The sequence below is a fragment of the Frankia sp. CgJB1 genome (assembly GCF_977947065.1).
Genome location: NZ_CDWTNB010000001.1, coordinates 19,722 through 32,660, shown reverse-complemented (window position 1 = coordinate 32,660; position 12,939 = coordinate 19,722). Strand labels below are relative to the sequence as shown.

At 67.3% G+C, this 12,939-nt stretch carries 8 protein-coding genes; 1 reads left to right on the top strand and 7 read right to left on the bottom strand.

Annotated elements, in window-relative coordinates:
- The 4 genes from AC08OT_RS00160 to rpsL form a co-directional block, all read right to left on the bottom strand.
- Positions 1-146: GTP-binding protein (locus tag AC08OT_RS00160; RefSeq protein WP_476602450.1), on the bottom strand; the 146-nt coding region annotated here is incomplete at its 3' end.
- Between the two features lie 73 nt (positions 147-219).
- On the bottom strand, positions 220-2,316 hold the full coding sequence (gene fusA, locus AC08OT_RS00155) for an elongation factor G (protein WP_476591747.1): 2,097 nt from the start codon (positions 2,314-2,316) through the stop codon (positions 220-222).
- Between the two features lie 6 nt (positions 2,317-2,322).
- Positions 2,323-2,793, bottom strand: a complete 471-nt coding sequence (rpsG, locus tag AC08OT_RS00150) for a 30S ribosomal protein S7 (protein WP_009740531.1) — start codon at positions 2,791-2,793, stop codon at positions 2,323-2,325.
- Complete coding sequence (gene rpsL / locus AC08OT_RS00145) at positions 2,793-3,167, bottom strand: 30S ribosomal protein S12 (protein ID WP_009740532.1); 375 nt, start codon at positions 3,165-3,167, stop codon at positions 2,793-2,795. The genes rpsG and rpsL overlap by 1 nt, the downstream gene beginning before the upstream one ends.
- A gap of 553 nt (positions 3,168-3,720) precedes the next feature.
- Between rpsL and mug the strand changes: the two genes are divergently transcribed.
- A complete protein-coding gene (gene mug, locus AC08OT_RS00140) occupies positions 3,721-4,308 on the top strand; it encodes a G/U mismatch-specific DNA glycosylase (protein WP_476591746.1) in 588 nt (195 codons plus the stop codon).
- Here mug and AC08OT_RS00135 read toward each other — a convergent pair.
- The 3 genes from AC08OT_RS00135 to rpoB form a co-directional block, all read right to left on the bottom strand.
- Entirely contained in the window at positions 4,285-5,130 is an 846-nt protein-coding gene (locus tag AC08OT_RS00135; RefSeq protein ID WP_476591745.1) for an RluA family pseudouridine synthase, read from the bottom strand. The genes mug and AC08OT_RS00135 overlap by 24 nt on opposite strands.
- Positions 5,131-5,454: 324 nt before the next feature.
- Entirely contained in the window at positions 5,455-9,342 is a 3,888-nt protein-coding gene (locus AC08OT_RS00130; RefSeq protein ID WP_476591744.1) for a DNA-directed RNA polymerase subunit beta', read from the bottom strand.
- Positions 9,343-9,447: 105 nt separating this feature from the next.
- Positions 9,448-12,873, bottom strand: a complete 3,426-nt coding sequence (rpoB, locus tag AC08OT_RS00125) for a DNA-directed RNA polymerase subunit beta (protein WP_476591743.1) — start codon at positions 12,871-12,873, stop codon at positions 9,448-9,450.
- Between the last annotated feature and the right edge of the window lie 66 nt (positions 12,874-12,939).

Sequence of the window (12,939 nt, the reverse complement as noted above, 5' to 3'; positions counted from 1 at the left end):
AACGGCGTGAAGGGGTTGAGGTCCGGGTAGGCGTCGTGCAGGACCTTGGTGATCGCCGCGGTCAGGGTCGTCTTGCCGTGGTCGATGTGACCAATGGTGCCGATATTGACGTGCGGCTTCGTCCGCTCGAACTTCTGCTTCGCCACGGGTGTCCCTCCAAGGACGGGTGGTGTCGTGCTGTGTAGTCAGGTAGGGGTGTTGCTCACGCCGCGAGGGCGTTCACTCTCCCCGGGCCTTGGCGATGATCTCCTTGGCGACGTTCGCGGGAACCTCGGCGTAGGAGTCGAACTGCATGGAGTAGCTCGCCCGGCCGGAGGTCTTCGACCGAAGATCACCAACGTAGCCGAACATCTCCGACAGTGGCACCAGCGCCCGTACGATCCGGGAACCGCCCCGCTCCTCCATCGCCTGGATCTGCCCACGGCGGGAGTTCAGGTCGCCGATCACGTCACCCATGTGGTCCTCGGGGGTGGTGACCTCGACGGCCATCAGAGGCTCGAGCAGCACCGGGTCGGCCTTGCGGGCCGCATCCTTGAACGCCATCGAACCGGCGATCTTGAATGCGAGTTCGGACGAGTCGACGTCGTGGAACTGGCCGTCAAGCAGGGTGACCTTGACGTCCACCAGCGGGTAGCCGGCGAGCACACCGAACTCCATGGCCTCCTGGCAGCCCGCATCCACCGAGGGGATGTACTCCCGGGGGATGCGACCACCCGTGACCTTGTTCTCGAACTCGTAGCCGCCGCCGTCGCCGCCGGAGGGCTCCAGGTTGATGATCACCCGGGCGTACTGGCCGGATCCACCCGTCTGCTTCTTGTGGGTGTAGTCGACCTTCTCCACCTTGCGGCGGATCGTCTCCCGATAGGCCACCTGCGGCTTGCCGACGTTCGCCTCGACACCGAACTCGCGGCGCATCCGGTCGACCAGCACGTCCAAGTGCAGCTCGCCCATGCCGGCGATGATCGTCTGACCGGTCTCCTCGTCGGTGCGGACCTGGAAGGTCGGGTCCTCCTCGGCGAGGCGCTGGATGGCGGTGCCCAGCTTCTGCTGGTCGGCCTTGGTCTTCGGCTCGATCGCGACGTGGATGACCGGCGCCGGGAACGTCATCGACTCCAGGATCACCGGGGCGTTCGGGTCGCAGAGCGTGTCACCCGTGGTGGTGTTCTTCAGCCCCACCACGGCCACGATCTGTCCCGCGCCGACGCCCTCCCGGTCCTCCCGGTGGTTGGCGTGCATCTGCAGGATGCGGCCGACGCGCTCCTTGCGGTCCTTCGTCGAGTTCAGCACCGGCGAACCACCGGTCAGCTTGCCGGAGTACACCCGGATGTAGGTCAGCTTACCCACGTACGGGTCACTCATGATCTTGAAGGCGAGCGCGGAAAACGGCTCGTCCTCGCTCGGCTCCCGGCGGACCTCGGTCTCCTCGCCGCCGACCGCATGGCCGACGGTGGCGCCGATGTCCAGCGGGTTCGGCAGGAAGTCGACGACGGCGTCGAGCATGGGCTGGACGCCCTTGTTCTTGAACGCCGAACCGCACAGCACCGGGTTGACCTTGCTCGCCAGGGTCGCGCGGCGCAGGGCGGCGATGAGCTGCTCCGTGGAGGGCTCCTCACCCTCGAGGTAGAGCTCCATGAGCTCGTCATCGTTCTCGGCGACGGTCTCGAGGAGCTTGTCGCGCCACTCCTGCGCGGCCTCGAGGTGATCCCGCGGGATGTCGACGGTCTCGTAGGAGGCGCCCTTGTCCTCGGTCTTCCAGAGGAGGCCCTTCATGCGGACCAGGTCGATGACACCGCGGAAGTCGGCCTCCACGCCCCACGGGAGCTGGATCACGGCCGGCGTCGCGTCGAGCCGGTCGATCATCATCTCCACGCAGCGGTGGAACTCGGCACCGACCCGGTCCATCTTGTTGACGAAGGCGATACGCGGGACGTTGTAACGGTCGGCCTGCTTCCAGACCGTCTCGCTCTGCGGCTCGACTCCGGCGACCGCGTCGAAGACCGCGACCGCACCGTCGAGGACCCGCAGCGAGCGCTCCACCTCGACGGTGAAGTCGACATGGCCGGGGGTGTCGATGATGTTGATGGTGTGGTCGCGCCAGATACAGGTGGTGGCCGCAGAGGTGATGGTGATCCCCCGCTCCTGCTCCTGCTCCATCCAGTCCATCGTGGCGCCGCCCTCGTGGACCTCACCGATCTTGTAGTTCACACCGGTATAGAAGAGGATGCGCTCGGTGGTGGTGGTCTTGCCCGCGTCGATGTGGGCCATGATCCCGATATTGCGAGTCCTGGCCAGCAAGGAATGTACGTCAGATGGCATCTCGGATCACCAGCGGTAGTGGGCGAAGGCCTTGTTGGACTCCGCCATCTTGTGGGTGTCCTCCCGGCGCTTCACACTGGCGCCGAGGCCATTGCTCGCGTCGATGAGCTCGTTCATCAGCCGCTCGGTCATCGTCTTCTCGCGACGAGCCCGGGAGTAGCCGACGATCCAGCGCAGCGCGAGGGTGGTGCTCCGGCCGGCGCGAACCTCGACCGGAACCTGGTAGGTGGCACCACCCACCCGGCGGCTACGCACCTCCAGCGTCGGCTTGACGTTGTCCAGCGCGCGCTTGAGCGTGACGACCGGGTCGTTGCCGGTCTTGTTCTTCGCACCCTCGAGTGCGCCGTACACGATGCGCTCCGCGACCGACTTCTTACCGCTCAACAGCACCTTGTTCACCAGCGCGGTCACCAGCGGCGACCCGTACACCGGGTCGACCACCACGGCGTGCTTGGGCGCAGGCCCCTTGCGCGGCATCAGCCCTTCTCCTTCTTCGCGCCGTAGCGGCTACGAGCCTGCTTACGGTTACGGACGCCCTGCGTGTCGAGAGCGCCTCGGACGATCTTGTACCGGACACCCGGAAGATCCTTCACTCGGCCACCGCGAACCAGGACGATCGAGTGCTCCTGCAGGTTGTGGCCGACCCCGGGGATGTAGGCGGTGACTTCGATCCCGCTGTTCAACCGGACCCGGGCCACCTTGCGCAGGGCCGAGTTCGGCTTCTTCGGGGTGGTCGTGTAGACGCGGGTGCACACACCACGACGCTGAGGGCTTCCCTTGAGTGCCGGGGTCTTGGTCTTCTCGACCTTGTCCTGCCGGCCCTTGCGGACCAGCTGCTGGATCGTGGGCAACGCCGCTCCCGTTCCTGTCACGCCTCGTCGTACTGCCTTGGGCAACCAGACCGGTACGCCGGCCTCCCTGCTGCTGTGGTCCGCACCCGACCCACCGGAGTGTCCTCGAGCGGCTTCTCCGACCCACGCGGTCGGGCATGTCGCGCCATTCGACCGGAACCTCGATGCGGTAATCCAGTTCCGGTGAGGGGCACGCCAGCCCGCCCGTCCGCTTCGCGGAATCGAGCTCGACAGTCGCCGACGGATACCCCAATAGTGACTTTACGTCAACCTAGCGAGCACCACGGCGCCACATCGAAGTGCAGGACGCACGCCGGAGCCACGTGGACTCCGATCACAGGGCTCAATAGTACTCCACGCCCGCGTCAGGTGTCGAACGGGGGTGTCCGGCGAAATCCCCCGCAGACCCCGCGCGCACTATGGCACTCGACAAGCGCATGCACTCGACGAGCGGCACAGGCGAGCAGCAGCACGGCCCCACGTACTGGCACGCTGCACCTACTGGCACGCTGTACGGGACAGCACGATACCGGCATCGGAGGCCCGCGAGGACATGTCTGACGCAGCCGGCGCGCGATTCGCGGCCGCCCCCGCCCGACGCCGGCCGAGCCGGGACGAGCTGCTCGCGGCCTACGGGACCACCGTCCCGGACCTGGTCGCCCCGGCCACCGTCGTGCTGCTCTGCGGGATCAATCCGTCCCTCGAGTCCGGGGCCACCGGCTTTCACTTCGGCACGCCGAGCAACCGGCTGTGGCCGGTGCTGCACCTCGCCGGCTTCACCCCACGCCGGCTGCATCCCAGCGAGACCGACGAACTGGCCCGCCGGGGCATCAGCATCACCAATCTCGTCCACCGCTCCACCGCGCGCGCCGACGAGATCAGCGATGACGAGGTCCGCGCCGGCGTGCCCCGGCTCACCGAACTCGTCGAACGGGTCTCGCCCCGGTGGGTGGCCTTCCTCGGCCTGGCCGCCTACCGGATCGGGTTCGGGCGCCGCAGCGCGAAGGTCGGCCGCCAGGCGGAGACCCTGGGACCCGCCGGCATCTGGCTCCTGCCCAATCCGAGCGGCCTGAACGCGCACTATCAGCTGCCCGACCTGGTCCGGGTCTACGGCGAGCTATGCGAAACCGCCTATTCCTGACCCACCCGCCACGTTCCCGAGGAGGGCCGCCGCCGGGCCAGCCGGCAGATGCGCGCGTACCGGGGCCCAGAAGTCGGCTCCGGGGGGCGCCTCGACCTCGATGCGGGAGCCGCCGGCCCAGGCCGCATCGAAGGCGAGCCGCCACGAGTGCAGCAGGGTGCGGGCGGTGGCACCCCGGCCGAACAGCGGATCGCCCTCGATTGGGTGCCCGATCCAGGCCAGATGCACCCGGATCTGGTGGCGCCGCCCGCTGACCGGCGTGACTGCGAGCAGGGTGTACTCACCGCCCTCCCATACCCGGATGAAGGTCGTGACGGACGGGTATGTCCGGACGTGGGAGAACACCGCGGCGGGCGGAATCGTCCAGCGTCCGATGCCCGCGCCGGTCGGGGCAAGCCCTGCCCGGGGAACCTCCGCCAAGGGGGCCATCTCCGCCAGGCCGGCCATGATGTCGGCCCGGTTCGCCGCCACCCGGACCCGACTCTTGCGCCCCACGCTCAGCGGCAGATCAATGGTCCCCGAGACGGGCAGTCCACGGGTCCGGGTCAGGACGAGGTAGCGCTTGTCCACCGTGCGACGCTGGAACTGCCGGGTGAGATCACCGTGGAACCGCAACTGCCGGGCGAAGAGCACCAGGCCCGAGGTGACCTTGTCGATGCGGTGCACCGGGAACAGCTCCTCGCCGTCATCCCCGGCGAGGGTGACGAGATCGGTGTCGTGCCGCTCTCCCATAACCGAGATGCCGACGGGTTTGTCGAGCACGAGAATGGCCTCATCCTCGTAGATCATTCGCTCCCGGCGAATCTCGGTCCACTCGGTCATAAAACGGTCAGCCCCGGTCACGTCAACTGCCGGGGAGCGCCTCGATGACCACTGTCCGATAAGGCGCGGCCAACCGACTCAGGTCGTCGTGGTCGCCGGTCAGAATCACACCGCCGCTACCTTCCACCGCCACCGCAGGTGCCTGCCCCTATCCTACCGATTTCCGCCTCTGCGCGCCGTCCCACCAGCGGGCTCCGGACCTGGACGCGCAACCGGCCCGGCACCCTGGTGAGGACGCCGGGCCGGTCCTGATCGATCGGGCTTCGGTCGGGCTCTGGTCAGCTCCGCTCGGTCAGCCTCGCGACCTGCTTACGCGCGACCTGCTCAGCGGAAGTCTCCCGAGCTGCGGTAGTCGAACTCGTCCAGCGGGACCGCCTGGCCGGAGCCCGTGCCGAACGCGCCGTAATCGACGCCGCCGTCCTCGTAGGCACCGACGGAGTACATCGCCGCACGTGCCTCCTCGGTCGGCTCGACCCGGATGTTGCGGTACCGGGAGATCCCGGTGCCGGCCGGGATGAGCTTTCCGATAATGACGTTCTCCTTCAGGCCGACGAGCGAGTCCGACCGGGCGTTGATCGCCGCGTCGGTGAGCACCCGGGTCGTCTCCTGGAAGGATGCAGCCGACAGCCACGACTCGGTCGCCAGCGACGCCTTGGTGATCCCCATGAGGACCGGGCGGGCCGAGGCCGGCTGGCCACTGGCTTCCACCACCCGACGGTTCTCCGCCTCGAACCGGGCCCGCTCGCAGAGCTCACCGGGCAGCAGGGTGGTGTCACCCGACTCGAGAACGTTCACCCGCTTGAGCATCTGGCGGATGATGATCTCGATGTGCTTGTCGTGGATCGACACACCCTGCGACCGGTAGACCTCCTGGACCTGGTCCACCAGGTGGAGCTGGACCTGGCGCGGCCCGAGGATGCGCAACACCTCGTGCGGGTCGACGGCACCGTCGACGATCTGGCTGCCGACCTCGATGTGGTCGCCCTCGCGGACCCGCAGGCGCGAACGCCGCGAGACCGGGTAGGCGATCTCGTCGCTGCCGTCGTCCGGCACCACCACGACCTTGAAGGTCTTCTCGGTCTCCTCGATCTTCACCCGGCCGGAGACCTCGGTGATGGGGGCCTTGCCCTTCGGGCTGCGCGCCTCGAACAGCTCGACGACACGCGGCAGGCCCTGGGTGATGTCGTCGCCGGCGACGCCACCGCTGTGGAAGGTACGCATCGTCAGCTGGGTGCCGGGCTCACCGATGGACTGCGCGGCGACGATGCCGACGGCCTCACCGACGTCGACCAGCTTGCCGGTGGCGAGCGAGCGCCCGTAGCACTGGGCGCACACTCCCATCCGGGACTCGCAGGTCAGCGCCGAGCGGACCCGCACCTGCTCGATGCCGGCCTCGATGATCTGGCTGATCGCGACGTCCCCGGCGTCGGTGCCGGCGGGCACGATGACCTCGCCGTTCGCGTCGATCGCGTCGGAAGCCAGCGTCCGCGCGTACGCCGAGGTCTCGGCGTACCGGTCCCGGACCAGCACCCCGTCGGCGCCCTTGCGGGCGATCCGGGTGAGGATGCCGCGCTCGGTGCCGCAGTCCTCCTCGCGGACGATGACGTCCTGGCTGACGTCGACGAGCCGCCGAGTCAGGTACCCCGAGTCCGCGGTGCGCAGGGCGGTGTCAGCGAGTCCCTTACGGGCACCGTGGGTGGAGATGAAGTACTCCAGCACGGTCAGACCCTCGCGGAAGTTCGCCTTGATCGGCCGCGGGATGATCTCACCCTTCGGGTTGGAGACCAGGCCACGCATGCCGGCGAGCTGCCGGATCTGCATCATGTTTCCAGCGGCTCCGGAGTTGACCAGCACGTAGACCGGGTTGGTCGCCGGGAAGTTCTCCTCCATCGCCTCGGCGATCTTGTTGGTCGCCTCGGTCCAGATCTGGACCAGCTCGCTGCGGCGCTCCTCATCGGACAGGAAGCCGCGGTCGAACTGCTTCTGGACCCGGTCGGCACGCTGCTCGTAGTCGTCGAGGATCTCGGCCTTGTTCGGCGGCGCGACGACGTCCTCGATCGCGACGGTGACCCCGGACCGGGTGGCCCAGTAGAAACCGGCGCTCTTCAGGGCGTCCAGGGTCGCCGCTACCTGGATCTTCGGGTACCGCTCAGCCAGGTCGTTGACGATCGCGGCCTGTGCCTTCTTGTTCAGCTGGGCGTTGATGAAGGGGTAGCCCTCCGGCAGCGCCTCGTTGAGCAGGCAACGGCCGAACGTGGTCTCCAGGGTGAACACGTCCCCGGTGACCCAGTCGGCGGGCGGGACCCAGTCCGACGGCGGGGTGCTGTCCCGCAACCGCACCTTGATCTTCGCCTGAAGGGCGATCTCCCGGGCGTCGAACGCCATCTGCGCCTCGGCGACGCTGGAGAACGACCGCCCCTCGCCGAGCGCCCCCTCGGCCAGGCGGGACAGATGGAAGACCCCGGTCACCATGTCGAGGCTCGGCATCGCCAGCGGCCGGCCCGATGCGGGCGAGAGGATGTTGTTGCTCGACAGCATCAGGATCCGCGCCTCGGCCTGCGCCTCGGCGGACAGCGGCAGGTGCACCGCCATCTGGTCACCGTCGAAGTCGGCGTTGAACGCCGTGCAGACCAGCGGGTGGATCTGGATGGCCTTGCCCTCGACGAGCTGCGGCTCGAAGGCCTGGATGCCGAGGCGGTGCAGGGTCGGCGCCCGGTTGAGCAGCACAGGGTGCTCGGTGATGACCTCCTCGAGCACGTCCCACACGACCGGGCGGGCCCGCTCGACCATCCGCTTCGCCGACTTGATGTTCTGCGCGTGGTTGAGGTCCACCAGGCGCTTCATCACGAACGGCTTGAACAGCTCCAGCGCCATCTGCTTGGGCAGACCGCACTGGTGCAGCTTGAGCTGCGGACCGACGACGATGACCGAACGGCCGGAGTAGTCGACCCGCTTGCCCAGCAGGTTCTGGCGGAACCGGCCCTGCTTGCCCTTGAGCATGTCGGACAGCGACTTCAGCGGACGGTTACCCGGGCCGGTGACCGGCCGGCCGCGGCGGCCGTTGTCGAACAGCGCGTCGACGGCCTCCTGCAGCATCCGCTTCTCGTTGTTGACGATGATCTCGGGCGCGCCGAGGTCGAGCAGCCGCTTCAACCGGTTGTTCCGGTTGATCACCCGGCGATACAGGTCGTTGAGGTCCGAGGTGGCGAACCGGCCACCATCGAGCTGCACCATCGGGCGCAGATCGGGTGGGATCACCGGGACGCAGTCGAGCACCATCCCCATCGGGGAGTTGCGGGTGTTCAGGAACGCCGAGACAACCTTGAGCCGCTTGAGCGCGCGGGCCTTCTTCTGACCCTTGCCGCTGCGGATGGTCTCGCGCAGCGACTCGGCCTCGGCGCCCAGGTCGAAGTCAGCGAGCCGCCGCTGCAGCGCCTCGGCGCCCATGCCTCCGTCGAAGTACGCACCGAAGCGGTCGCGCAGCTCGCGATAAAGCAGCTCGTCCGGCTCCAGGTCCTGGACCTTCATGTTCTTGAAGCGGTCGAAGACCCGGTCGAGATCGTCGATCTTACGCTGCACCCGGTCCCGGATCTGGCGCATCTCGCGCTCGGCCGACTCGCGGACCTTGCGTCGCGCGTCACCCTTGGCGCCCTCGGCCTCGAGCTGCGCGAGGTCGGCCTCGAGCCGCTTCTGCCGGACTTCCACGTCGGCGTTCTTCTTGTCCTCGAGCTGCTGCTTCTCGACGCCGATGCGGGCCTCGAGGGTGGGCAGGTCGCGGTGACGCGCCTCCGTGTCGACCTTGGTGATCATGTAGGCGGCGAAGTAGATGACCTTCTCGAGGTCCTTCGGCGCCAAGTCCAGCAGGTAGCCGAGCCGGCTCGGAACACCCTTGAAATACCAGATGTGGGTGACTGGGGCGGCGAGCTCGATATGCCCCATGCGTTCGCGGCGCACCTTGGCGCGGGTGACCTCGACGCCGCAGCGCTCGCAGATGATGCCCTTGAAGCGGACCCGCTTGTACTTACCGCAATAGCACTCCCAGTCCCGGGTGGGACCGAAGATCTTCTCGCAGAAGAGTCCGTCCTTCTCCGGCTTCAGGGTGCGGTAGTTGATCGTCTCCGGCTTCTTGACCTCACCGTGCGACCACTGGCGGATGTCATCCGCGGTGGCGAGACCGATGCGCAGTTCGTCGAAGAAGTTGACGTCCAGCAAGACTGTCGCCTGCTCTCTCTTTCTCGGTCGGGACGCTGGAGTCGGATGGAGCCGCCGGAGGCCTCGCCGCCCATCAGGGCGGGGGCGTCGGACCCCCGGCGTCCGTCAGACCTCCTCGACGCTGCTCGGCTCGCGCCGGGACAGGTCGATCCCGAGTTCCTCCGCCGCACGGAAGACGTCCTCGTCGGTGTCACGCATCTCGATCTGCACGCCATCGCTGGAGAGCACCTCGACGTTGAGGCACAGCGACTGCATCTCCTTGATGAGCACCTTGAACGACTCCGGGATACCGGGCTCCGGAATGTTCTCGCCCTTGACGATCGCCTCGTAGACCTTGACCCGGCCCACGACGTCGTCGGACTTGATGGTCAGCAGTTCCTGCAGGGCGTAGGCGGCGCCGTATGCCTCCAGCGCCCACACCTCCATCTCGCCGAACCGCTGGCCACCGAACTGCGCCTTACCACCCAGGGGCTGCTGGGTGATCATTGAGTAGGGACCGGTCGACCGGGCGTGGATCTTGTCGTCGACCAGGTGCAGCAATTTGAGGATGTAGATGTAGCCGACCGCCACCGGGTAGGGATACAGCTCACCGGTCCGGCCGTCGAACAGCTTGGCCTTGCCGGAGGAGCCGATCAGCTGGACGCCGTCGCGGTTGGGCAGGGTGGAGTCGAGCAGACCGATGATCTCCTCCTCGCGAGCACCGTCGAAGACGGGGGTCGCCACGTTGGTGCCGGCCGGGGCGGCGTCCGCGCCGATGCCACGCAGCCGCTCCTTCCAGTCCTCGGTGCCGGAGTCGACCTGCCAGCCGGTCTTGGCAACCCACCCGAGGTGGGTCTCCAGGATCTGGCCGAGGTTCATCCGGCGCGGCACGCCGTGCGGGTTGAGCACGACGTCGACGGCGGTGCCGTCCTCGAGGAAGGGCATGTCCTCGACGGGCAGGATCTTGGCGATGACACCCTTGTTGCCGTGCCGGCCGGCAAGCTTGTCCCCGTCGGTGATCTTCCGCTTCTGGGCGACGTAGACCCGGACCAGCTCGTTGACCCCGGGCGGGAGCTCGTCGCCGTCCTCGCGGGAGAACACCCGCACGCCGATGACCTTGCCGGACTCACCGTGCGGCACCTTCAGCGAGGTGTCACGGACCTCCCGGGCCTTCTCCCCGAAGATTGCGCGCAACAGGCGCTCCTCGGGGGTCAGCTCGGTCTCGCCCTTGGGTGTGACCTTGCCGACCAGGACGTCGCCGGGCGAGACCTCGGCGCCGATCCGGATGATCCCCCGCTCGTCGAGGTCGGCAAGAACCTCCTCGGCGACGTTCGGGATGTCCCGGGTGATCTCCTCCGGGCCGAGCTTGGTGTCGCGGGCGTCGACCTCGTGCTCCTCGATGTGGATCGAGGACAGCACGTCGTCCTGGACGAGACGCTGGGACAGGATGATCGCATCCTCGTAGTTGTGCCCCTCCCACGGCATGAAGGCGACCAGCAGGTTCTTGCCGAGCGCCATCTCACCGTTGTCGGTGCACGGGCCGTCCGCGATGACCTGGCCGGCCTCGACCCGGTCGCCCTCGTTCACGATCGGCTTCTGGTTGATGCAGGTGCCCTGGTTCGACCGGCGGAACTTCGCCAGCCGGTAGGTGCGCCGGGTGCCGTCGTCGTGCATGACAGTGATGTAGTCGGCCGAGAGATCCTCGACCACCCCCGCCTGGGCGCAGACGACCACGTCGCCGGCATCCTTGGCCGCGCGGGCCTCCATCCCGGTGCCGACCAGCGGCGCCTCGGAGCGCAGCAGCGGCACCGACTGGCGCTGCATGTTGGAGCCCATGAGCGCGCGGTTGGCGTCGTCGTGCTCGAGGAACGGGATCATGGCAGTGGCCACGGAGACCATCTGACGGGTCGAAACGTCCATGTAGTCGACCTCATCCGGCGGGATGAACTCGACCTCACCGCCCTTGCGGCGGACCAGGACACGGTCCTCCGCGAACGTTCCGTCCGGCCGTAGCGGCGCGTTCGCCTGCGCCTTGACGTGCCGGTCCTCCTCATCGGCGGTCAGGTAGTCGATCTCGTCGGTGACGCGACCGTCCACGACCTTGCGGTACGGCGTCTCAACGAAGCCGAACGGGTTGATCCGGGCGAACGTCGACAGCGAGCCGATCAGACCGATGTTCGGGCCTTCCGGCGTCTCGATCGGGCACATCCGGCCGTAGTGGCTGGGGTGCACGTCGCGAACCTCGAAGCCCGCCCGCTCTCGAGAAAGGCCGCCTGGGCCAAGTGCGTTCATCCGGCGCTTGTGAGTCAGACCAGCCAACGGGTTCGTCTGGTCCATGAACTGCGAGAGCTGACTGGTGCCGAAGAACTCCTTGATGGAGGCGACGACCGGCCGGATGTTGATCAGGGTCTGCGGCGTGATCGCCTCGACATCCTGCGTAGTCATCCGCTCGCGGACGACCCGCTCCATCCGGGCAAGTCCCAGCCGGACCTGGTTCTGGATCTGCTCACCGACCGAGCGCAGGCGACGGTTGCCGAAGTGGTCGATGTCGTCGACCTCGTACTCGGCCGGATCGGCGCCCGCGTGCAGCTTGACGACGTACTCGATGGTGCGGACGATGTCGTTCTCGGTGAGAACGCCGATGTCGTGAGCAACGTCGAGGGAGAGCTTCTTGTTGACCTTGTAGCGACCGACCTTGGCGAGGTCGTAACGCTTCGGGTTGAAGAAGAGGTTCTCCAGCAGGGTCTGCGCCGACTCCCGTGTCGGCGGCTCACCCGGGCGCAGCTTGCGGTAGATGTCGAGCAGCGCATCGTCCTGGCCGGCGGTGTGGTCCTTCTCCAGGGTGATGCGCATCGACGGGAAGTCACCGAACCGCTCGAGGATGCGGGCCTCGTCCCAGCCGAGCGCCTTGAGCAGCACCGTGACGGACTGACGGCGCTTGCGGTCGATCCGCACGCCCACGGTGTCGCGCTTGTCGATCTCGAACTCCAGCCAGGCTCCCCGGGAGGGGATCACCTTGCAGGAGTACAGGTCCTTGTCGGAGGCCTTGTCGAGGCTGCGCTCGAAGTAGACCCCCGGGGAGCGCACGAGCTGGCTGACCACCACGCGCTCAGTGCCATTGATGACGAAGGTGCCCTTCGGGGTCATGAGCGGGAAGTCACCCATGAACACCGTCTGGCTCTTGATCTCGCCGGTGGTGTTGTTGGTGAACTCGGCCGTGACGAACAGCGGGGCCGAGAAGGTCATGTCCTTGTCCTTGCACTCCTCCATGGAGTACTTGGGCGGTTCGAACCGGTGGTCCCGAAAGGACAGTGACATCGAGCCGGAGAAGTCCTCGATCGAGGAGATCTCCTCGAAGACCTCCTCGAGACCCGAGGTGATCGGAACGTCGTCACGGCCGGAATCGATGGCCTCCTGCACCCGCTCCGCCCAGGCGTCACTACCGATCAGCCAATCGAAGGACTGCGTCTGAAGAGCAAGGAGATCCGGGACCTCGAGGGGCTCGATAATCTTAGCGAACGAGATGCGGGAAGAAGAGCGCGAGGCGGCCAAGGTGGTCCTTCCGGTGGCCTGATCGTCGGGCTGGCGTCGCGGACGTCAAGTATCCGTCGGGGAATG

Coding starts and splice junctions, on each gene's coding strand:
- fusA (WP_476591747.1), bottom strand. CDS start 2,316: ATGCCATCTGACGTACATTCCTTGCTGGCCAGGACTCGCAATATCGGG.
- rpsG (WP_009740531.1), bottom strand. CDS start 2,793: ATGCCGCGCAAGGGGCCTGCGCCCAAGCACGCCGTGGTGGTCGACCCG.
- mug (WP_476591746.1), top strand. CDS start 3,721: ATGTCTGACGCAGCCGGCGCGCGATTCGCGGCCGCCCCCGCCCGACGC.
- AC08OT_RS00135 (WP_476591745.1), bottom strand. CDS start 5,130: ATGACCGAGTGGACCGAGATTCGCCGGGAGCGAATGATCTACGAGGAT.